This window comes from Chelatococcus asaccharovorans, from assembly GCF_003201475.1.
GTDB lineage: Bacteria > Pseudomonadota > Alphaproteobacteria > Rhizobiales > Beijerinckiaceae > Chelatococcus > Chelatococcus asaccharovorans.
Genome location: NZ_QJJK01000001.1, coordinates 635,653 through 657,444 on the forward strand (window position 1 = coordinate 635,653; position 21,792 = coordinate 657,444).

Sequence of the window (21,792 nt, forward strand, 5' to 3'; positions counted from 1 at the left end):
GTTAAAAAGGGGCCGTGGCCGGCTTTCCGTCGCGGCTGTTCGTGCGCGGCGCCAACTGCATGAATGTCGCCGACCCCAGCGCGATCTCATGCGCTTCGGCCCTGCGGACGAGCGCAAGAAGCTGGTCGAGACAGGGCGTTGCGATGGCATGCCGCCGCGCCGCGGCCACGACGGGCGCGAGCATCGCATTCACCTCGGTCGGGCGATGCAGCTCGGCGAGATCGCGCCAGATGCCGGTGCGCGTGTTGGCGTAGCGCCGCCAGGCCGCGCGCTGGCCGGACCACACATCGTCGGGGCCGAAGGCAAGGCTGTCGCGATCGAGCAGCCGCATCGGCTCCAGGCCGTCCGCCGGCTCGAGCTGCGCGCGCTCCGCCAGCGCCACCGTGACCACCTCGCTGCCGGCCGCCGCGAGAATGGCGCAGGCCTCGGGATCATCGTAGAGTGCCGGGACATCGCGGTCGGCGAGCGCCGTCGCCGAATAGATCGCGGCAAGGACCAGCTTGCCCCAGGCATGGCCGAGGATATTGCCGGTCAACTCGGCCGGCTGGAGATGGCTGAGCAACGCGACCGCCTCATGGGTGCGGGGCCGCGCCACGCCATCGAGCTCGCCGACGTGGGTTTCGCCATAGCCGAGGAGCGCCAGTTGACCCGGCACCTTGTAGTGGGCGCCGATGGCGATGACGGCGCCGACGGTGCGCTCCTGCCCGACCGCCGCCGCGACGGCGAGCATGCCGAGGCCGTTCTGCAGCGGAAGCACCCAGCCATCCGGCGCCAGATGCGCCTGCGCCGTGGCGAGCGCCGCCTCCGTGTCCTTGGCCTTCACCGCGAGGATGACCCGGTTGAACGCGCCGACGAGCGTCGACGGATGATGCGCCTCCACCCGCACGTGGAGGGGGCGCACCCCTGAAACCACAAGGCCATTCGCGCGGATCGCCTCGACATGGGCGGCATTGCCGTCGACGGCTACCACATGCTCGCCCGCTGCCGTGAGAGAGGCCGCGAGCGTGCCGCCGATGGCGCCGGCGCCGATGATCAGGATGGGTTCCTTGGCGGTGATCGCGTTCATTTGAAATTGGCGTCGAAGGTGAGCGGCACATGGGTGCGGCCGCAATGCGAGCCGCCGTTAACCTCGAGCGTCACGCCGTTGATCCATTCCGCGTCGTCGGACGCGAGGAAACTGACGGCCCGGGCGATGTCGTCCGGCCGGCCCGTTCGCCCGAGCGGGATGCCGCGCAGGCTGAGGTTGATATAGGCGTGATTATCCGGGCTTTCCTCCTCGACCACATGGTCGAGCACGACCCCCGGCGCCACGCCGTTGACCCGGATTCCCTCCCGGCCGAATTCGATGGCGAGCACCTCAGTCAGCATGTTCACGCCGGCCTTGGCCGCCGCATAGTGCGCGCTGCCGGCGCGTGCGGACGTGCCGGCGCCTGACGAGATGTTGACGATCGCGCCGCGCGTCCCGGCGGCGATCCAGCGTCGGCCGTATTCGCGGCACATCAGCATGGTGCTGCGCAGGTTCAAGGCCATGGCGCGGTCCCATTCCTCGACCGTCATGGCGACAACCGGCTGGTTCAGATATTTGCCGGCGCAATTCACCAGGATATCCACCGGGCCGGCCAGCCTGTCCGCTTCATCGACCATCCGCGCGACGTCGTTCTCGGCGGTGACGTCACCGATAACGGCCGCGAGCGAAGGACCATCGGCCTTGGCGCCGGCGACAAGCGCCGCCAATCCCTCGGCATTGATGTCTGAGGCGACGACCTTTGCACCCTCGCGCCTGAGATCGGCGACGATGGCGCGGCCAAGAAGTCCGGCGGCTCCCGTGACGAAGGCGGTGTGGCCTGAAAGGCGCATGGGTCAGGCTCCCTTACCCGAAGCGAGATCGGCGAGGCAGGTAACGAGCGCGGCATTGGCTTCACGCAGGGCGAAGAGCACGCGGTTCACACCGCGCCGCGCGGCAACGGTCGCGAATTTCTCGGCATCCGATCCCGGCTCGGTCGCCGCGAGCCGGCCGAGGGCCGCCAGGGACGGATAGGCGGGCTGGGCAAGCGCCGGGTCATGGTCGAAGCGGTCCCCGGAGGTGTAGTCGACCGGCACCAGGGCGCGCGACACCGCCATCAGGCAGGCATTGATCCGGCCGGCTTCTTTGTCCTTGACGCCCTTGGCGACCTGTGTCGCCAGCGCCTCCGCCCTTGCCTTCAGGCCTTCGGCGCGCGTCCGGAGCGGCGCGAGATCGAAACGCTCGCCCAGGCTCTTGGCGAAGCCGTCGATCTGCGCAAGAAGCACGGCCGCATGGGCCGCGTAGTCGATCGGCAGGATCTCGGCCGTCAAAAGCCCCGCCACGGCATGCAGATAGACGCGCGTGTCGCGGACCCCGATCGCCTCATCCATCTTGTCGAGGGTGTCTTCGGGCGTGTGCCACCACCAGCCGGTGCCGGCGCCCTGCTTGTTCGGGCCGCCGAACAGGAAGGAGGCGGCCGGCGCGGCGCCGCTCGCCGGCTGCTCGCCGAGGTTCGAGAACATGGCGGGAATGCCGATGCCCCAGAACGATTGGTCGCCCGCCCGCGTGATGCGATGGCCGAACAGCTCCTGATCGCCCTCGGCGCGGATGACCTTGCGGCCGAAGGGGACGAGCTCGGCCGCCGCCTGCACATCCGTCAGCACCGTGTTGCCCTTGGCGCAGGTGGAGTCGATGTTCACATGGGCGACGGCGCGGGTGGCGAGTTCTTCCCAGTGCGTGTCGGCATACCAGGTCGAGCTGGAGTAGCGCCCCTGGGAATGGCCCGACCAGAAGAAGATCTTGAGGCCGCGCCGCCATTCGCTCCTCGCCTCGGCACAGAGCCGCGCCACTTCGAGCATGGTGGCGTTGGCGCCGCCATTGTCCATGACGCCGTAGTACCAGGTGTCGTGATGGCCGGAGAACAGGACGAAGGGCTCATCCGCCGCGGCGCCGGCGCGATCCAGTGACGCGACGAGGATCGGCGTCTTGCGCCAGCCCGTGTCGACAACGGCATTGAGCGTGACCGGCGTATCCGGGGCCGCGCCGAGCTTGTCCTTGAGGCGGTCGCCATCGGCCTTTGCGAGCGTCACGACGACGGTCGCGGGGAGATCGCCGACGGTTTCGTCCGTCGGGCTGCCCCACACCGGTGAAATGCACATCTCATGCGCGTGGACGCTCGGGCTGAGGTGGATCTGGCCGATCGCCCCGGCACGGCCGGCGCGCTGCGAGACCGCGGGCGTCGCGATGCCCTCCACCAGCACGATCTTGCCGCGCACGTCACGCGCGGCGAAATCCGCCGGGCTGCCCGAGCCGACCGGCACGACCTCGCCTGCGAGGCCGCCTTCCGGGGCGCTCCGCGAAAAGGACTGGGTGATGGCCGGCAGGGTCTCGCCCGCAACGGTAACCGACGCCCGTCCCGGCAGGCTGATATAGGCGTCATGCAGGATGAGCTCGGTCGCGTAGCCATAGGCGTCGAGCTCGGCGCGGACATAGGCCAGGCTGTCCAGCTCACCCTGCGTTCCCGCATGTTTCGTCCATCGCGCGAAAGCCGTGAGATGGTTCATCAGGCGCGGGCCTTCGACGCGCGCGGCAAGCGCGTGGAGCGCGATGTCGTTCATGGTTGAGGTTCCGCTGAGGTCTGCAGGGTGGTGATCTTGCGCCGGCCCAGCACGAGGCTCGTCATGACGAGCAGGAAGATGGCGAAGACGATCAGGACGGATGAGAGCGCGGCAATGGTCGGATCCTGCCAACGCTGCAGATAGAGGAACATCTCGATCGGCAGGGTGCTCTCGCCCGGGCGCATCAGGAACATCGTCGTTTCCACCTGGTCGAAGGACGTGACGAAAGCCAAGAGCCCGGAGATGAAGACGCTGACGGAGATCTGCGGCAGGATGACCTTGAGGAAGGTGGGGAGCGGCTTCGAGCCGAGATCGAGGGCGGCCTCCTGCAGCGACCAGTCGAAATTGGCCAGCGATGCCGCGACGATGGCGATGACGAACGGCACGCAGATCAGGGTATGGGTGAGAACGAGGTTCCAGCTGCTGCCGTAGAAGCCGATCTTGATGACCAGCATGAAGACCGCGACGCCAAGCACCATCTTGGGCAGAACGACGGGGGACAGGAAAATTGCCTTGAGCGCCGAATGGCCGCGCGGGCGATAGCGCACCAGCGCATAGGCGGTCATCGTGCCGATCACCAGCGATGCCGCGGTGGCGACCAAGGCCAGGATGAGGCTCCGCAGGGCCGCGACATAGAAGGTGGTCTGCGCGGCGAGGTTCGCATACCAGCGCAGGGAATAGCCCTCCGGCGGGAAAATCGCGTAGCTCTGGGCGGAGAACGAGGTCAGGATCACGATGACGAGCGGCGCCAGGATGAAGACGACGGCCGCCACCGTGAAGATCCCGAGCGCGAGATGCCGCCAGGCCGGCAGCCTTCCGGCGCGAGCAATGCGAGCCGCCATCACACGGCCTCGCTGTATTGCGACAGGCGCCCGAAGGCGACCACCGCGATGAAGGCCATGACGAGCAGGCAGAGCCCGCCGACGGCCGCGACCGGCCAGTTGATGTCGCTCGTGGCGGTATAGATCTGGATCGGCAACACGAGCACGCGTCCGCCGCCCAGGATCGCCGGCGTGACAAAGGAGCCGAGCGACAGGGTGAAGCAGATCTGCGCGCCCGCCACGACGCCGGGAAGCGTGAGGGGGAGCGTGATGCTGCGGAAGGTCTTCCACCAGCTCGCGCCGAGGTCTTCCGCCGCCTCGCGCAGGGTCGGGTCGAGCCGCAGCATGGAGGCCAGGATCGGAAACACGACGAAGGGCAGGAAGACATGGGCGAGGCTGATGACCGTGCCCGTCATGTTATAGACGAGGGATACAGGCCCGGAGGTCAGGCCGAGGCGGGTCAGGATGAAGTTCACCGGTCCCTGGTCGGCGAGCACGACGGTCCAGCCGTAGCTGCGGACCACGACGCTGACGAGAACCGGCGCAAAGACGATGAAGGCGATGAGCTTCTGCAATCCGGGGCTGCGCATGCGCCACATCGCATAGGCCAGCGGATAGCTGATCACCAGGCAGAGCAGTGTCGCCAGCACCGCGAGCTGCAGCGTGTCGTAGATCGTGATGAGATAGAGCTCATCCGTCATGAAACGCCAGTAGGTCTCCAGGGTGAAGGTCTCCTCGAGCCGCCCACCCCGGAAACGATAGAAGCTGTAGAGCAGGAAAAGCCCGACCGGCAGAATGAAGGCCACCGCCATCAGGAGGCACATCGGCGTCAGCAGCACCCAGGCCGAGCGCTCGGCCTTCGCGCGCCCCGCCGCGCCGCCGTCACGCCTTGAAGAGGCGGCCATCGGCGGGCTCCCAGGAGAGGGTGACGGGGGTGCCCTGGGCGAAGACCGGGGCGCCCGCGCCATGGGGCTGCTCGGCGGTGATCTCCACCGGTGCGGCATCGAGCCCCACCACATATTGCACGCTGGCGCCGCCGAAGATCATCTGCCGCACGACGCCGGTCGCGCGCGCGACGCCGGCTCCCGCTGCCCCGGCCGCTTCCGCCGCAGGTCCCGCGCCGATGCGCACCCGCTCGAAGCGCAGCGCCAGGATCGCCTCCCCGGACGGCATGTCCCCGATGGACGTCTCGCGCAGCGCGGCGGCAAAATGGAGGTCGCCGAGCCGGACCATCGCCAGCCCATTGGCCACGCCGTCCACCGTCACCGGCAGGAGATTGGCATGGCCGATGAAGCCCGCCACGAAGCGCGTCGCCGGCGCGTCATAAAGCTCCTGCGGGGAAGCGATCTGCTCCACCCGGCCGGCGTTCATGACGGCGACCTTGTCCGACATGGCAAGCGCCTCGCCCTGGTCGTGGGTAACGAAGACGAAGGTCGTGCCGATCTCCTGCTGGATGCGCTTCAGCTCGATCTGCATCTGGTGGCGCAGCTTGAGGTCGAGCGCGCTCAGGGGCTCGTCGAGCAACAGCACCTTCGGCCGCTTCACCAGGGCGCGCGCCAGCGCCACGCGCTGCATCTGCCCGCCGGAAAGCTGGCCGGGCTTGCGCGCGGCGAAGCCCGACAGGCCGACGAGCGCCAGCGCGTCGCCGACCCGGCTGCGGATCTCGGCGCGCGGCCGGCCTTCCGCCTCCAGCCCGAAGGCGACATTGGCCTCGACGCTCATATGCGGGAACAAGGCCCAGCGCTGGAAGACGATGTTGGTCGGCCGCCGGTAGGGCGGCACATCAGCCATGTCCTGTCCGGCGATGCGGATTATGCCTTCATCGGGCGCCTCGAAACCCGACAGCATCCGAAGCGTCGTCGACTTGCCGCAGCCCGACGGCCCCAGCAGCGAGAAGAACTCCCCGCTGCCGATCCCGAACGAAATGGCATCGACCGCAAGATGCGAGCCGAAACGCTTCGTCACGCCGACCAGTTCTACAGTTCCTGACACGTGGCTAGGTCCCGGATACGATCCACGTTAAAGGATAAGACTTCGCGGGCGGTGCGCGCGGCACGACCCACCGACGACTCAACGCATCTTCAGCTTGATCTCGCGCGCCCAGCGATCACGCCAGTCGGCGGCGACGGTCGCGATATAGGCGAAATCGATCTGAACAGCGTTCTTTGCGATGGCAGGGTTGAGAATGGGATTCTCGACCTGCTCCTTGGACAAGGTCGCATTGGTGACGAGGGGTATCGACGACGTGACGAGCGCATAGCGGCCTGCCCGGTCCGGCGTCAGAAGCTCATTGAGGAGATCCTCACAGACGGCGCGCTGGGCCGGCGTCACGCCTTTCGCAATCGCCATATAGATCGGGAAGGCGATCGCCCCTTCCTTCGGCACGGCAAAGCCCACGGGAGAGCCTTCCTTGATCCAGACATCCGAGACGGACGAGAACCACGGTGCGATCGGGGCATCGCCGCTGATCACGAGATTCTTGAGCGCGTCGTTGGAATCGACCAGGGCCCGGAAGTTCTTGGCATTTTCGGACAAGAGCTTGAAGCCGATGTCGGGATTCTTTTCATCGGCACCGTTGAGCTTCGAGACAAGGCCAACAAGCCGCAGGTCATTATCAAAAGTGACGATCTTGCCCCGGCTGTCCGGGCTCCAGAGCACGCTCCAGGAGGTCGGCGGCTCTTTCATCACGCGCGTATTGTAGAGCAGGCCGATGCCCATCGCCTGGTAGGGAACACCGCGGGCCTCAGGACGCGCATAGGACGGCAGCGTATTCGCCATATTGGGGATGTTCGCCTTGTTCAGCGTTTCCCACATGTCATCGGCATCGCCGCGATTGATTGTATCGGCATTGAAGAAGCCGCAATGGACGAGCGGCTGGTCCGGTGTCGTACGACGCGCGGTGACCATCTTCGGATAGATGATCGCGTTTGTCGTCTCGACGATATCGATGCCGACCTTCGGATTTTTCTTCAGATAATCGGCGATGACTTCCTTCGGCACCACGTCGGAGCCGGAACCTGCGAACATGAAAAAAGAGATCTTCGCATCCCGCTCAGCCTGCGCCAGCGCCGCCGGACCACTTGCCACGGCTGCTGCGAGGAGACTCGTCGCGAATAACAGGGCTTTCGCCGACATCGTTGCACCCTCTCTGTTCGTTGCCTTTGGCGCTTTGGCTGTGTATTTGCGCAAAAGCGGCTTTATGATACGCAATGCGTAATGCTAAACGTCGGTTTGATACGCAGTCAATAGATATGAATGCGACTCTCATGCGCAAAATATGAATTTTTTGAGCAGCAATATGCCTATCGCGAAGCCAGAGGAGAGAGACGTGAATGGGATCAATCTCGATGCGCTGGACAAGCGCATCATCGCCGCGCTCTCCCGCAACGGCCGCCAGCCCTATCGCGAGATCGCGCGCGACCTGAAAGTGTCGGAGGCAACGGTCCGCCAGCGCGTCAGCCGCCTCACGGATTCCGGCCTCATTCGCATTGCAGCCGTCGGCAATTTCATCGCGCTCGGCTTCGACGTCGTCGCCCTCATCCATCTCAAGGTGCCGCCGGCCTATGTCGACGACTATGCGCGCCGGATCGCCGAATATGCCTCCGTACGCTTCGTTTCGATTTCCTTCGGCAGCGCCGACATCATCCTGCAGAGCCTACACACCACGATGCACTCGCTGCACAACTTCATCCGCAACGAAATGCCGGCCCAACTGCCGCATATCACGTCAGTGGAGGTGTTCCCGCAGGTGGAGACGCTGAAGAGTTCGTGGACCTGGGAAACCTGGTTCGGGCTCGAACAGGAAGCGGGCTTTCCGCCCGCATCACCGATCGATGATCCCGAATAGGTCCGTGCCCCTCATGCCGTCTCCCGCGGCCTCGTCAACCGATGTCCAAAGATGGACCCTCGCCAATGATCGTTGAAATCCGCACCTACACCTTCCGCTCGGGGACGATGGCGCAGTATCTCGCGGCCTTCCACCGCATCGGCTTTGCCCTGCAAAAGAAACATCTCGGCCAATGCCTCGGCTTCCTCACCTCGGAGACCGGGCCGATCGAGCAGGTCGTGCAGATCTTCGGCTATGAGAGCTGGGAGGACCGGGACCACCGCCGCGCGGCGCTCTATGCCGACGCGAGCTTCAAAGCCATGAGCGAGGAACTGCACCCGCTCATCCAGAGCAAAGACAGCCAGATCTTCCGCTCCGTGCCGTTTGCCGCGCCGTAAAGGCCTCCATGTTGCACGGATTCAGGCGCGGGCGGCGAGGCGGATCCGCGGGTCGAGGCGGGAATAGAGCACGTCGACGATGAGGTTGATCAGGACGAAGGCGACGGCCGTCACGAGCAAGCCGCCCTGAATGACGGGATAGTCCCGGCGCAGGATGCCCTGGATTACCAACCGCCCGATGCCGGGCAGCGAGAAGACCGTCTCGATCACCACCGAGCCGCTCACCATGTGGCTGGTGATGATGCCGATGACGGTGACGACCGGCACGACGACATTGCGCAGGGCATGTCTGTTGATGATCTGCCAGCTCGGCAGCCCCTTGGCGCGGGCGGTGCGCACATAGTCCTGGTTCAGCACCTCCAGCATGCTGGACCGCGTGATGCGCGCCAGAAGGCCCATCTGCAGGAAGCCGAGCGTGAAGGCCGGCAAGGTCAGCGCCTTCAGCCAGCCCGCGGGATCCTCGCTGAACGGCACGTAGCCACCGGTCGGAAACCAGCCGAGCCCCACCGCAAAGGCGAAGATCAGAATGAGCGCCAGCCAGAAGTTCGGCAGCGAGACGCCCAGCAACGCGCTCGCCATGCAGGCCTGGTCGACCCAGCTCCCGCGATAGACCGCGGCGACGACACCCGCGGCCACGCCGAAGGTCACCGTCAGCACCATGGCATAGGCGGTGAGCGACAATGTCACCGGAATGCGCTCGATAATGGCGCTGGTCACGCTGCGCTGCAGCAGGATGGACTGGCCGAGGTCGCCCTGCAGCAGGGAACCGTACCACTGCATCAGCCGGACGAGGAACGGCTCGTTGAGCCCGAGTTGCTGGCGGACGAGCTCGACCTCCTCCTGCGTGGCATTCGCGCCGGCGATGACGGCGGCGGGATCGCCCGGCACGAGCTGCATGATCGAAAAGGCGATCAGCGTGACCAGGAAGATCACCGGGATCGAGGCGATCAGCCGATGCAGGATATAGCGTGTCATGCTGCGGTCCCTCCGGGCCGGCGGAAAGCAGGGCTGGGCGCCATCCTGGAGATCTGCCGCGCGCTCATGCGTCCGCCCTGTCCTTCAAGCGTGGATCGAGCACATCGCGCAGCGCATCACCGAGCAAGTTGAGCGCGAGCACCGTCAAGGTGACGGCAATTCCGGGAATAAGCGTGATCCAGGGCGCCTCGCGGATATAGGACCGCCCGTCGGCGATGATGTTGCCCCAGCTCGGCGTGGGCGGCGGCGTGCCGACGCCGAGAAAGCTCAGCACCGCTTCGGCGAGAACCGCATAAGCGAAGATGAAGCTGAGCTGCACGATCAGCGGTGCGAAACTGTTGGGCAGGACGTGGCGCAGGAGCACGATGAAGGGCTTCACTCCGGCCGAGACGGCGGCCTCGACATAGCTCATCTCGCGCACGACGAGCACCGACGCCCGGACGATCCGCGCCGTGGTCGGGACATAGATCGCCGAGAGAGCAAGCACGACATTGAGGTCGGAAGGCCCCAGCGCCGCGGCGATGGCGATGGCCAGCATGATCGAGGGAAAGGCCATCAAGGCATCCATGCAGCGCATGATGATGCCGTCGAAGGCTCGGAAATAGCCTGCGCAGGCTCCGATGATGGTCCCGAGTACACCGGAGACGATCATCACCCAGAAGCCGATCCGCAGCGATACGCGCGCCCCCATCACCAGGCGGCTGTAGAGATCACGCCCGAGATGGTCCGTGCCGAGCCAGAACTGGCCACTGAACGGCGGCTGGAAGCGGTAACGCATCTGAATGCGCAGCGGATCCTGGGTGATCAGCCATCCCGCCAGGATCGCGACCAGCGTCATGAAGGCGACGATCGTAAATCCTAACACAAAGCTCCGGTGCGCCAGCAACTGCCGGAAAACCCGGGAGCGCCAGAAGCGCTGCCGGGGTGCCACGGGCAAGACGTCAGCAGAAGAGGCTCCGGCTTGCGAGGCCACAACGGTCGAAACCCGGGGGGCCTCGCTCAGGCTGACGTTGTCATGCAAAGCTGACGCCCCACAGACGCGTGGTGCGGAACGGCGTGAAACCGACGACCTTGTTGCTGCGCACCTGGGTCTGGCCGATATCGCCCAGCTTGATCGACAGAACATTGTCGATGATGTGCTGTTGCGCCTTGTACCACGCCTCTTTGCGCTCCTCCGCTGTCGGCTTCAACTGCATGTCGGCCACCATCTGCGCCAGGACGGGATCTTCCACGTTATTGGCCGACGTCTTGCCGCCGAGATCGCCGATCGACAACACGGGATCGCCCAGCCACGGGCCGGTGCCGAACTGGCCGGGGTTGAGCGACCAGCCTGTCTTCTTCACGCGCAGCGCCACGACGGCCGGCCAGTCCATGGTTTCGATCTGCGTCTTGATGCCGATCGACTTCAACTGCTCGGAAACGATGAGGGCCGTGTTGGAGTGCCAGGGAAAGGTGCTGGCGCCGATGATCTGAATAACCTCGTCCTTATAGCCCGACTCCGCTACAAGTTTCTTGGCCTTTTCGGCGTTTTTTATATTGTAGAGCGGCGCCTTGACCCCTTCGGGATACAGCGGATAGCCCGGATATTGCAAATAGGGGTTGAGGCGATAGTTGCCGTCGCTCGCGCCCGCGAGGATCTCGTCCATATCGAGGATGGAGGCGATCGCCTGGCGGAACGGGAGCTTGTCCATGGGCGCCACGGCCATGTTCATGTTCATATTCTGCATGGCCGTCGGCATGCGGTTGATGACGGTGAGCGCCGTGTTGTTCTTGAGACCGGGGACCGCATGTTCCGGCACGAGATCGGCGAGATGGATCTCCCCGGTCTCGATGGCCGCCACCATGGCCGAGGGCTCGGCGATGATGCGGAAGGTGAGCGTATCGAACAGGGCGTCCTTGCGCCCGCCATAGCCGCTCGGGCCGGGATAGCGCGTATCGAGCGCGTAGTCGTCGAAACGCGCCAGCTTCACATGGCTGTCGGCCTTGTTCTCGACGAGCTTATAGGGGCCCGTACCAATGAAACTGGTCTTGCCCGGATCCTTGTCGCCGTCTTCGGCCGGCAGGATGGCCACCAAGACTTCCGGCTGGCTGAAGTTGTTCAGGAAAAGCGGCTGTGGCGCCTTGAGCTTGACCGCCACCGTGCCGGGATCGACGATGCTGACCTCAGCGATCTGGTCGAGATAGCGCCGGCGCAGGCTCATGCGCTGATAGCGCTCGATGGATGCCTTGACGTCCGTCGCCGTCATCTCCTTGCCGTTATGGAACTTGACGCCCTTGCGCAGCTTGAAGGTATAGGTGAGCCCGTCCGGCGAAATGTCCCAGGATTCCGCGAGCCCAGCCGAGGGCTGCAATTTCTCGTCGCGGGTCACCAGCGCTTCATAGAGATGCAGGTTGATGATCCGCCCGACGTCGTCGGTCGTCCCCATGATGTCGAGCGACGGAATGGGGCTGCCGATACCGACGATGATATCGCCGCCCTTCTTTCCGGCGATCTGCGCGAAAGCCTTGCGGTTCGCCAACATGAGGGCCGTCGCCGGCGCCCCCGCAATCAGTCCTCTGCGTGAAATCAACATAGTTGTATTTCCCCTCTTGTTTGTATTTCAGCCGGATCTACTTATTTTCTTCATCTCCAAAGGAACGCGCAGCCGACGGCACAAGCCGGGACGACCATCAGGCTGCCGCCGCACCATCGTGCCACCATTGGCCCGCGATCACCGTGCCACGCGGGACGAAGCGTCGGTCGGCCTGCAACGATCCGCCGATGCTGTCCTTGAAGACGACCGCGCCCTTGCGGATTTCGAGGAGCGTTGCGTCGCCGTGGGCACCGGGCCGCAGCGTGCCGAGATCGCTCCGCCGGCAGACCGCCGCCGGCGTGGCGGTGGCCGCGCGGATCACCTCTGCCAGGGGCATGCCGAGCACCAGGAACTTCGACATGGTCGCCAGGACGTCATAGGCAGGTCCGTCGATGCATTTCATATGGACATCGCTGGAGATCACATCCGGCGAGAGGCCGGATTCGAGCATGACACGCGCGACGTCGAAGCCGAAGGATCCCGATCCATGCCCGACATCCATGATGACCCCGCGTTCTTTCGCAGCGATCATGCAATCCCGCAGCTGCCCGCGGCTGGTCAGAGGCGAGTTTTCCTTAGGCGTGCAGTAATGGGTCAGCACATCACCCGGCCGCAGCGGATCGACGATGTCCTCGATGCGCGGCGGCATGCCGGCACCGACATGCACCATGACGGGCAGATCCCCCGCCAGTTCGGCGGCGCGGATGGCCATATGCAGCGGGATGGCGCCAAGCGCCCCTGTCGTCGATGCGCCCACGCGGATCTTCACGCCAACGACATGCTCGGCGTTGGCCCTGGCAGCCCCGACGCAGAGCGGAATGTCGAGAAAGCGCAGGTCCTCGGCTTCGCCGACGTGAACGCCGTCACCGACGAAAATACCGACGAGGCTCAGATTGAGGAAGGCGAGGATCCGTACCGGCGAACGCGGGGCGACGAGGTCGATCAACCCGCGAATATTGCCGGCTCCGGCGCTGCCGGCATCGACGGCCGTCGTCATGCCGGACGCCCGGGCGACGCGCTCGGCCTCGACGCCGAGCAGGGTGCCGCCCCAATAAACATGCGTGTGCAGATCGATCAATCCGGGCACGACATAAAGCCCGGCCGCATCGCGCACCTCCCCGGCTGATGCATCGCTGATCGACGGCGCTAGCGCCGCCACGCGGCCGTCGGCAAAGGCGACGTCGAAGAGGCCATCGATGCCCTGGTCGGGGTCGATGACATGGCCGTTCTTGATGAGGAGATCATAAGCCATGTCGAACTCTTCTGTTCAGGCCGTATCAACCGGCGATTTCGGGGCTGAGCGGGCGGGCCATGCCGCGAGGGCGCGTCGCGCGACGTCGCCCTTCGCGGGAACTGCGGCGGTCCTGTCCGTCTCGGTGGCATTGGCGAGGCTGTCGCGGACCTTGTCGGCGATCAGCCGAAGCTCGGCGTCATCGATCCGGCGGACATCGAGCAGGAGGTAGCCGCGGTCGGTGTGGAGCGACCGCAGCACCACCTTGACGTCACCCGCGGCGAGCGCCTCGCCGAGTTGATGGGCGTTCAGGCCCGCGACGGAAGGGTCGACATGCAGCATGAGGCGCTCGAAAGGATTGCCGGGCGGGTCGGGCTGGCGCTCCAGCCGAAGCCCGGGAATGCCGGCGAGCAGCCTCTCGGCCGTGGCCAGGCGCTCTTCTTCGCCGCGCTTGATCGCCGCGCGGTCTGCCGCCTGCCACTGGGCCAAGGCGGCCATGGCGCCGGCCATGCTTTCCTTGCCCGCCTTCATGACCCGGCCGACGCCGCGATCCTGATAATAGCAGGCGCGGATGAAGGCCTCCTCGCCGGCGATGATGCCGGCGGTGGTTCCGGCGGCCGCCTTCTGCGCGCTGAAAATGACGGCCGTTGCGCCGGCCGCGATCATCGCGGGCCAGTCATATTCAGCCGCCGCGTCGACGATGACCGGCACGCCGCGCTTCCGGCATGTCGCGCAGAACGTGGCGAGATCGATCATCCCGCTTTGCACGGTGTGGTGGGAAATGACATAGAGCGCCGCGGCCACGTCGCCGGCCAGCGCGGCCTCGAGCTGAAAGACGGCGCAGGACGTCGCCGTCCCGATCTCGACGACCTCAGCGCCGGCGATCCGCGCCATCTGGCTGACCGGCGCGCCGAAATTGACCTCGTGGCCTTTCTGCAGGATCACACGCTTCTTCATGCCGGTGGTGTCCGGCAGTTGCTCGACCTTCGCGAGATCCTGACCGGTCATGGCAGCCGCCACGCAGATGGCGATGCCCGCCGCCGAGCAGCCGGTGATGATCCCGGCTTCAGCGCCGGTGACAGCCGCAATCGTCTCGCTGGCCGCGCGCTGCAGATCGGCGATCTCCACCCAGTTCGGCAGGATATCGGTGACAGCCTGCACGACCGCCGGCGAGCACCGGCTCGCACCGTGAACGGTTTCGGTTCCCGATGCATTGATGACGCGCCGCAAGCCGTGCTGTTCGAAAAAGGAGGACATGATGGTGAACCCGCTCAGGCTGCAAGGGCAGCGACGTCATTGTTGGCGAGATCGCGCGCTGCCGCAGCCACCTGCGCCCGCTCCGTCTCGTTGAGATTGCTTTGCAAGGGCGCGATCGGCCCCATGTCGGCCACATCAGCCAGCGTCACCGCATCGTGGAGGGTGCGGGCCGGCCCGAAGGCGTCCCGGCAATCCTCGAGCGGCATGAACAAATCCCTGATGGCATGGGCGGCGGCACGGTCACCGGCCTGAAGCGCCCTCAGCAGGGCGCTCGACAGTCGCGGCGCCACCGCCACCGAACCCGAGGTGAAACTCGATAGCCCGAAGGTCTCGAAATGCGTGATCACGGGGCGCTCGCCGATGCCGCTGATAATGCGCCGTGGATCGACAACATCAATCAGCGCGCGCAGGAAATCGTCCTCCGCGGGATCCTGGCGCACGACCGCGTATTTCACCCAGCCGACGACGCCGTCATCCACGAGGCGGCGGAGGTCGGCGGGCGCGATGCAGCGGTCATGCTTGGCATACATCAGGACCGGGGCACCGATCTTGTCGGACAAGTAGCGCAGCGACCTGGCCAGCCCCGCGGATGTGTAGCTGCCGGCATAGGCCGGAAGCGCCATCGCGGTCGGGAATTTCAAATCACGTACGACGGGCGCCTGATCCATCATGCGGCCGAAATCCGGCCCGACGGCCGGAATGATCCATGTGTCCGGCGCGACGGCCTCAGCGAGGAAAGTAAGGGTTTCGGCGTAGGCGCTAACGGGAAGGTTGTAAAAATTGGCGTTGCCGCCATACATCAGGGTCGAGACCCCACCTTGCTCGAGATAATTGATCAAGGTGGCATTGGCGGCTTTCGCCAAGGTCAGCGCAGGCGTCTGCGCCAAGGGAGGAACCGCGATGACAGACCGTGTGAGATCGTGAAAGGCCACCGCATCAATCTTCACGCCACCCCCCACTTGTATAAATGTCAGATGTATTTATAGCTTGATTGAAACCCGAGTCAAGCGACCGGCGTGCCATGCCAACCCATGTCGAAACCTATGGCGGATAATGGAACAGAGATGAGCGGCAGCATTGCGAAATATCGGCCGGCCCAGCGTTTGCGGCTAGGAGACCAGCTCTATGAGCAGATCCTCCAGCGCATCGTATCCGGCGAATATGCCGAGGGGGCACGCCTGCCCTCGGAGAATCAGTTGTCTGACGTCTTTGGAGTTTCGCGCTCCATCGTTCGCGAAGCGCTGTCGCGGCTTCAGGTCGATGGACTGGTTGCAGCGCGCCAAGGCTCCGGCACCTATGTCCAGCGCCGGCCGAATTCCGAATTCTTCGACTACGCCCCCAAAGGGGCGGTTGCGGACGTCCTGCGGTTTTTCGAGCTGCGCATCGCCATCGAGGGCGAGGCTGCCTATCACGCCGCGCAGCGCCGCACGGAGGCGGATCTCGCGCATATCCAGTCGATCAACCAGCGGCTCGAGGCCATCATCGGTGCGCGCCAGGTGGGCAGCGAGATCGACATCGAATTGCATGAGGCGATCGCGGAGGCGGCCCATAACGAGCTCTTCGTCGCGACCCTGCGCAATCTCCGTCCGTTGTTCGATGCGGGCCTGAAAATGACGCGCGGCCTGTCGCTGAAGAAGCGCCCGGAACGCCACCGCCTCGTCCAGGACGAGCATGCGGCGATCATTTCGGCCCTCGTCGAGGGTAATGCCGACCGGGCGCGCACGGCCATGCGTCATCACATCGATAACGCCCGGACACGGCTCGTGTCCGATACGGAGCCGTAGCGGCGGTCCGGACCGATCTGGCCCCCCCCTGGCGGCCATCAGGCCGAGTTCAGGATGAAGGCGACCTTAGGACGCCTAGATCAGGCTGTTGAGCAGCGCAGGCTTTGCTGGGGCAATGTCATTCGTGGCAATGTCATTCCCGGCCGAGGGCCGCAAGGCCCGAGGGGAAGGGAATCCAGGACAATGACGTAACGCTTGATGATGATGGATCCCCTTCCCACGATTGGCTTAGCCAATCGCGCCGGGGATGACACGCGAATGGCTCGAGAAACCGTTTTGCAACAGCCCGCTCACGCCTCCCGCGTGAAGGGAAAATGCGACCGCGGCACCCGCCGGAACGGCAGGCTGGCGAAGTCGTAGGCCGCCGGCCCCGGCACATCCACGTCGATCATGGTCGGGAAGACGCTGGTGAAAGCCGCGCGAAACTGGTTCTTCGCCTTGATGGCAAGAATGCCGATGCGGCTCAAGTCTATGCCGTGCAGGTCGAAGAAGCTCGGATCCGTCACCGTCAGGCAGGTCTCGGTGATGATCACCTGAATGCCCTCGATGTCCAGAACGGCCGTCTGGCCGTAGTCAAAGGCAAGACCGTTGCAGAAAGGCCCCGTATTGACGATCCGCCCGTCGGTCAGGCGCGTCACCCTGGCCCGCGCGGTGACCGGCGAACCGAAGTCAGACGTCAGCCGCCCGCCCAGCGCAACCTCGATCTCCCCGCCGATGCCGGCCTCGACCGCTCGCGCAACCGTCGCCGGGTCCCAGAAGAAGGCCATCACCGTCGGCACATCGGGCCGGGCGTCGAGCACGGCCCGGAGCAGCCCGGGCGTGTCGGCATTGGCGCCGGCACCGGGATAGTCCGCGGAATCGATCACCGCGACAGGGCCCTGGCCCTGTCTGGCGATACCCAGCGCGCGCGCCATTCCGACATCGGCCGTCGGCATGGCGATGAACAGGCGATCACGGATCCGCCGGAGCTCGCCGAGCGTGGCCTCCACCGCCCGCTCCGCCGCCGCAGCGTCGCCGTCGGCATAGGCGACGACAGAAGCGCCGGCATGCGGCCGGTCGCCATAGGCATAGCCCTGGTAGATCGTGAGATCGAGCAGGCCCGCGCCCTCGCCGAAGCCCCGGGCGAAAGCCGCGGCCTCGGCCATCGGGCCGTCGGTCGTGCGGGCGTTGATGCTCGGCAGAAGCGCATGCATCGGCCGCACTACGCCGACAGGGCGAATTTTGCCGGCCACGCGCTGCAGCAGCAAGGTCAGGCATTTCTGCGCGGTTTCCGCCATGTCGGTATGCGGGTGGCATTTGTAGCCCACGACGATATCGCACAGGTCGAGCTGCGGCTGCGTGATATTGGCGTGGAGGTCGTAGGACACGCCGAGCGGGGTCTCGCCGATGACCGCGCGCACGCGGGTGAGGAGGTCGTGGTCGGCGTGGTCGATCCCCTCGACCTGCATCGCGCCATGCTGGCCGAGATAGACGGCGTCCCACCGGCCGGAGCCGTCCGGCGGTCCCGCTGCGAGCCCGGCCAAAAGCTCGGCGAGAAGCTCTTCATAGGTATCGCGGGTGACTTCGCCGGACGGGGTCGCAAAGGTGCAGCGCAGATAGGTGGGCTGCCACTCCGGATGGGTTTCGAAGAAGGCCACGGCACCACCGATCTCGGTGTTGCTGCCGCGATAGAAGGATACGGCCTCCTCGCCCTTCGCCCATTCGAAATTCCTGAAGTCGTCCAGCGTCGCCTTGATGCTCGCGAAACTGTTTCCTTCGTGCCCCAAACGAGCAATGGCAATATTGGGCATGTCCGCAAATCCTCAGCCGGTCCAGCGATAGCGCGCGATGGTGTCGTCGTTCAGCGTGATGCCGAGGCCCGGCCCGTCCGGCACGCGCACGAAGCCGTCGACGACCCGCATGGGTTCGACCAGGAGATCCGTGCGCAGCGGGTTGTCCGTGGCGTTGAACTCGAGATAGGGCGCATCCCGCTGCACGGCCAGCACGTGCAGGGTCGCCGCGACGAGGATATCGGTCGACCAGCAATGCGGGATGACGCGGGCGCCGCGGGCCTCGGCGTGATGCACGATGCGTAAGGTTTCCGAAATTCCGCCGACGCGCGCGACATCCGGCTGGATGATGCGCAGGCCGCCACGGTCCATCAGGTCGAGATAGGGATATTGCGTCGTTTCCTTCTCGCCCGTGGCAATCGGCGTCGGCGATTGGGCGACAAGCCGCGCAAAGCCCGCGACGTCATCCGGCGACAGGGGCTCCTCGAGGAAATACACCCCGGAATCGGCAAAGGCGCGGCCGAGATAAAGCGCATCGTCGAGCGGCATCGGCACGCCGATGTCGATCATCAGATCCATGGCGTCGCCGATCTCGGCGCGGATCGCCGCGACCGCCCGGGCATCGGCGCGCGGATTCTGCCCGAGGCCCCCCCAGCCGAATTTCATGGCCCTGAAGCCGGCCTCGCAGTGGCGGCGCGCAAGCGCGATGGTATCGCCGAGATCCGGCTGGGACAGGTCGCTCGCATAAGCGCGGACAGCGTCACGGCGTGGCCCGCCCAGCAGGCGATGGATCGGCAGACCCGCGATCTTTCCCAGGAGATCCCACAGCGCTATATCGACCCCGCTCATCGCATGCATGAGGGCGCCCCGCCGGCCATAGGTCGCCGAGTGCTTGTACATCTTGTCCCAGAGCCGGCCGATGTCGCGCGGATCCTCGCCGATCAGCAGGCTGCGCAGGCCCTCCGCGGAAACCGAGCATAGCGGCGCATCGAGGATCGCCTTGCTGACGAGCGGATTGGTATGGGCTTCCCCGATACCGACGAGCCCCTCGTCCGTATGCACGCGGATCAGGAGCACCGACTGGCAGCCGTCGCCGATGGCGCGCACCACCGGAAGCCTCAGGATGATGCCTTCGATATCCGTTATCTTCACGGTTCTTCCCCACCCGGACCGGCCGGCCGTTGATGCGCCGGATTATCGCGGTTGCGCTGTTACCCATCTCCGCTCCACAGCGAGGATGGACAAAAACAACGGCGCCCGCCTGTGCAAAGCGTGCTCTCCTGAGACGCGCTACGATGATGTTCGACAAATATACAACTTTGGGAAAATCCGCAAGCACCCCGTGGCCGCGTCGCCCTGAGTGCGGCGAACAGGAGGCGCTGATCACGCCATGTTTTGGATCAACGGGTTGACGACAAGTCTTCGCGATCAAAGACGCAGACCGCGACTTTTCTTTTCTTATGAAAATCGGTCGAGGCTCCTCTCGCTTTCCTATGCGTCGCTCGGCATCTTAATGGGGTGCCGGATCGAGGCAGAAGCGCGACCGGTCGTTCGGAGGCACAGATGCGACTTCATTGTCGCGGGACAGGTTCGGAGCATGACAGCACGCGATGCGATGACCGCATCGACAAGGACTGTCGATGCCTGAACAGCGTCAGTCCAAGCCATTCATGCAGAGCGAATTTCCGGCGGCCATTCAGCGCATGACCTCGTCATCATCCGCGGCCAGCGATACCCAATCGACAATCGGTTCAACAACCCATCGTTCACCGCAGTATCGGCACTGAGAGCCTTATAGACAAGGACAGCTTGAGATCATGGACGACAAAGAGCCTCCAAGTTCCAACTCCCGATCAGGTCTGATTTTTCTCGTCGGCCAGAACCGACATGGCGAATGGGTGGTCCGCAATCAAAGCGGCAGCAAAGGCGGCCTGTTCACCAGTCGTGAGCACGCGATGAAATTCGCGCTGTCCGAATGCGGCAAGCGGCCCCAGGCCATCGCCCTCGTCGCAGGCATCATCGAGCTCAGCCTGACAACGGCCTCACCCGGCGTCGAGGGCCATGCCGACCCTACAATACTCCATCGGATGAGGCGCGCAGCTTGATGCGGAAGCGCGCGAGCAGACCGTTCAACGCGCCTTCCCCATCAGACTTTGCCATCGCGGCTCCATAACAGATGTTACGGAAAGGTCTTCCGTCATGCGTTCCTGGCCCTGCCACATGTTAACGGGGTCAATCCCCGCCCTCGTCACACCCTTTCATCCGGACGATCTCGCGCTCTTGGACCAGCAGGCGCTGGCGCGGCTTGCCATCCGCGCGGTCGAGCAGAAATCGTCAGCCCTGGTCGTCTGTGGGAGCACCGGCGAGGCCCCCGCTCTCAGCGCTGAGGAGCATGGTGAGGCCATCGCCGTTGTCGCGCACGCCGTGCGAGATTGCGTTCCCGTCATCGCGGGTGTGGGGGCGCCCTCGACGCAGCGAGCCGCCAGTCTCGCTGTGGCCGCGCGGCAGGCCGGCGCGACCGCGCTGCTGGTCTCCGCGCCTCCCTATGTGCGGCCCACGCAGGAGGGCCTGAAGGCTCATGTTCGCGCGGTCTACGCGGCCGCACGGCTGCCCATCCTGCTTTACGACGTGCCATCCCGCACGGGCGTAGCTTTCCGCGACGAGACGATCGCCCAGCTCAGCGCGGAGGGCGTCATCGAGGGCCTCAAGGATGCGACGGCGGATCTCGCCCGTCCGGCACGGCTCCGTCGCCTGTGTGGTGACGATTTCGTCCAGCTCTCAGGCGATGACGCGACCGCGCTGGCCTACAGGGCCGCGGGAGGCGCCGGATGCATCTCGGTGACGGCCAACCTCGTGCCAGCCCTCTGCGCCGACATGCATGCCGCCTGGGATCGCGGCGACGTCAGAAAGGCTCAGCACATCGCGGAGCGGCTTTCGCCGATGCATGACCTCATGTTTCTTGAAACGAACCCCACGCCCGTCAAGGCAGCGCTTGGCCTGCTCGGCCTTTGTAACCCTGTGCCCCGGCTTCCCCTTCTGCCGGCCACGGCACAGACAATGGACCGCCTGGCCGAGATCACCCAGCGGCTTCTCGCTGACGATGAAATCGGCCTGGCGAAAACATCCGTGGCCGCCTGAGGCGTTGCCCCGAGCGATCAGTCCTGATGAGGTGGCGTAGTATTGACGGTTCAAGCGATGCAACGCCTTCGCCGATATATCTTCCATATCGGACAGCTCATCCAGCAGCGGATGGAAGCTTATATGCAGCTCAGCGCACGCGGAGCGAGCCTCCTAAAACGACATATCAATGGGCTTGATCAGCACAGGCCGGTAGGCTACCAATCAGGAACCTGAGGTGTCCCGCTTACGGTTCTTGCCGGACAGCATTGGGAAAAACGCTGCGATATCAAGCGCGTTTCAGGCGGGCGTAGTTCAATGGTAGAACGGCAGCTTCCCAAGCTGCATACGAGGGTTCGATTCCCTTCGCCCGCTCCAGCCCTCCCCCCTTCGTCTCCTCGCGGCGCGGCCCGCGGGTGT

20 protein-coding genes and 1 tRNA gene are annotated in these 21,792 nt (G+C 65.1%); 6 read left to right on the forward strand and 15 right to left on the reverse strand.

Translation table 11 applies throughout. The annotated features are described in order from the left end of the window. Position 1 precedes the first annotated feature (1 nt). From C7450_RS03025 to C7450_RS03055, 7 genes are all read right to left on the reverse strand, one after another. The gene (locus C7450_RS03025) at positions 2–1,066 is read right to left on the reverse strand and encodes a ketopantoate reductase family protein (RefSeq protein WP_110372877.1); all 1,065 of its coding nucleotides are present in this window, start codon (positions 1,064–1,066) and stop codon (positions 2–4) included. Continuing rightward, positions 1,063–1,857: an SDR family NAD(P)-dependent oxidoreductase gene (locus tag C7450_RS03030; RefSeq protein ID WP_110372878.1), complete on the reverse strand. Its 795-nt coding sequence runs from the start codon at positions 1,855–1,857 to the stop codon at positions 1,063–1,065. Before C7450_RS03030 ends, C7450_RS03025 begins: the two co-directional genes overlap by 4 nt. A gap of 3 nt (positions 1,858–1,860) precedes the next feature. Beyond that, the gene (locus tag C7450_RS03035) at positions 1,861–3,621 is read right to left on the reverse strand and encodes a M28 family peptidase (protein WP_110372879.1); all 1,761 of its coding nucleotides are present in this window, start codon (positions 3,619–3,621) and stop codon (positions 1,861–1,863) included. Beyond that, a complete protein-coding gene (locus tag C7450_RS03040) occupies positions 3,618–4,463 on the reverse strand; it encodes an ABC transporter permease (protein ID WP_110372880.1) in 846 nt (281 codons plus the stop codon). The genes C7450_RS03035 and C7450_RS03040 overlap by 4 nt, the downstream gene beginning before the upstream one ends. Further along, positions 4,463–5,347 (reverse strand): ABC transporter permease, encoded by an 885-nt coding sequence (locus C7450_RS03045; RefSeq protein ID WP_170147014.1) that lies wholly within the window; start codon positions 5,345–5,347, stop codon positions 4,463–4,465. Before C7450_RS03045 ends, C7450_RS03040 begins: the two co-directional genes overlap by 1 nt. Next, entirely contained in the window at positions 5,325–6,434 is a 1,110-nt protein-coding gene (locus tag C7450_RS03050; protein ID WP_110372882.1) for an ABC transporter ATP-binding protein, read from the reverse strand. The genes C7450_RS03045 and C7450_RS03050 overlap by 23 nt, the downstream gene beginning before the upstream one ends. Positions 6,435–6,512: 78 nt before the next feature. Continuing rightward, the gene (locus tag C7450_RS03055) at positions 6,513–7,577 is read right to left on the reverse strand and encodes an ABC transporter substrate-binding protein (RefSeq protein ID WP_110372883.1); all 1,065 of its coding nucleotides are present in this window, start codon (positions 7,575–7,577) and stop codon (positions 6,513–6,515) included. 193 nt (positions 7,578–7,770) lie between these two features. Here C7450_RS03055 and C7450_RS03060 point away from each other — a divergent pair, with 193 nt between their 5' ends. Further along, positions 7,771–8,289, forward strand: coding sequence for an Lrp/AsnC family transcriptional regulator (locus C7450_RS03060; RefSeq protein ID WP_170147015.1), 519 nt, complete (start codon positions 7,771–7,773; stop codon positions 8,287–8,289). A 65-nt stretch (positions 8,290–8,354) separates the two neighbouring features. Further along, entirely contained in the window at positions 8,355–8,666 is a 312-nt protein-coding gene (locus C7450_RS03065; RefSeq protein ID WP_170147016.1) for an NIPSNAP family protein, read from the forward strand. A gap of 21 nt (positions 8,667–8,687) precedes the next feature. Here C7450_RS03065 and C7450_RS03070 read toward each other — a convergent pair whose 3' ends face one another. The 6 genes from C7450_RS03070 to C7450_RS03095 all read right to left on the reverse strand — a co-directional run bounded on the left by C7450_RS03070 (position 8,688) and on the right by C7450_RS03095 (position 15,649). Then, positions 8,688–9,641, reverse strand: coding sequence for an ABC transporter permease (locus C7450_RS03070; RefSeq protein WP_110372886.1), 954 nt, complete (start codon positions 9,639–9,641; stop codon positions 8,688–8,690). 64 nt (positions 9,642–9,705) lie between these two features. Further along, positions 9,706–10,614, reverse strand: coding sequence for an ABC transporter permease (locus C7450_RS03075; protein WP_342588487.1), 909 nt, complete (start codon positions 10,612–10,614; stop codon positions 9,706–9,708). Between the two features lie 40 nt (positions 10,615–10,654). Beyond that, positions 10,655–12,214 (reverse strand): ABC transporter substrate-binding protein, encoded by a 1,560-nt coding sequence (locus tag C7450_RS03080; RefSeq protein WP_110372888.1) that lies wholly within the window; start codon positions 12,212–12,214, stop codon positions 10,655–10,657. Positions 12,215–12,311: 97 nt separating this feature from the next. Further along, the gene (locus tag C7450_RS03085; RefSeq protein ID WP_110372889.1) at positions 12,312–13,466 is read right to left on the reverse strand and encodes an amidohydrolase/deacetylase family metallohydrolase; all 1,155 of its coding nucleotides are present in this window, start codon (positions 13,464–13,466) and stop codon (positions 12,312–12,314) included. Positions 13,467–13,481: 15 nt separating this feature from the next. Next, positions 13,482–14,702, reverse strand: a complete 1,221-nt coding sequence (locus tag C7450_RS03090; protein WP_110372890.1) for an aminotransferase class V-fold PLP-dependent enzyme — start codon at positions 14,700–14,702, stop codon at positions 13,482–13,484. A 14-nt stretch (positions 14,703–14,716) separates the two neighbouring features. Continuing rightward, the gene (locus tag C7450_RS03095; protein WP_110373233.1) at positions 14,717–15,649 is read right to left on the reverse strand and encodes a dihydrodipicolinate synthase family protein; all 933 of its coding nucleotides are present in this window, start codon (positions 15,647–15,649) and stop codon (positions 14,717–14,719) included. A 117-nt stretch (positions 15,650–15,766) separates the two neighbouring features. Between C7450_RS03095 and C7450_RS03100 the strand changes: the two genes are divergently transcribed. Beyond that, positions 15,767–16,486, forward strand: coding sequence for a FadR/GntR family transcriptional regulator (locus C7450_RS03100; RefSeq protein ID WP_170147017.1), 720 nt, complete (start codon positions 15,767–15,769; stop codon positions 16,484–16,486). A gap of 290 nt (positions 16,487–16,776) precedes the next feature. Here the strand turns inward: C7450_RS03100 and C7450_RS03105 are convergent, their stop codons facing one another. Both C7450_RS03105 and C7450_RS03110 read right to left on the reverse strand, forming a co-directional pair. Then, positions 16,777–18,276, reverse strand: coding sequence for a M81 family metallopeptidase (locus C7450_RS03105; RefSeq protein WP_110372892.1), 1,500 nt, complete (start codon positions 18,274–18,276; stop codon positions 16,777–16,779). Positions 18,277–18,288: 12 nt separating this feature from the next. Next, positions 18,289–19,407: a mandelate racemase/muconate lactonizing enzyme family protein gene (locus C7450_RS03110; RefSeq protein WP_110372893.1), complete on the reverse strand. Its 1,119-nt coding sequence runs from the start codon at positions 19,405–19,407 to the stop codon at positions 18,289–18,291. A 665-nt stretch (positions 19,408–20,072) separates the two neighbouring features. On the opposite strand from C7450_RS03110, the gene C7450_RS03115 reads away from it, so the two are divergent. The 3 genes from C7450_RS03115 to C7450_RS03125 all read left to right on the forward strand — a co-directional run bounded on the left by C7450_RS03115 (position 20,073) and on the right by C7450_RS03125 (position 21,750). Continuing rightward, complete coding sequence (locus C7450_RS03115; RefSeq protein WP_110372894.1) at positions 20,073–20,360, forward strand: hypothetical protein; 288 nt, start codon at positions 20,073–20,075, stop codon at positions 20,358–20,360. Between the two features lie 115 nt (positions 20,361–20,475). Continuing rightward, on the forward strand, positions 20,476–21,393 hold the full coding sequence (dapA, locus tag C7450_RS03120; RefSeq protein WP_110372895.1) for a 4-hydroxy-tetrahydrodipicolinate synthase: 918 nt from the start codon (positions 20,476–20,478) through the stop codon (positions 21,391–21,393). 283 nt (positions 21,394–21,676) lie between these two features. Continuing rightward, positions 21,677–21,750 (forward strand) — tRNA-Gly (locus C7450_RS03125). Positions 21,751–21,792: the final 42 nt, after the last annotated feature.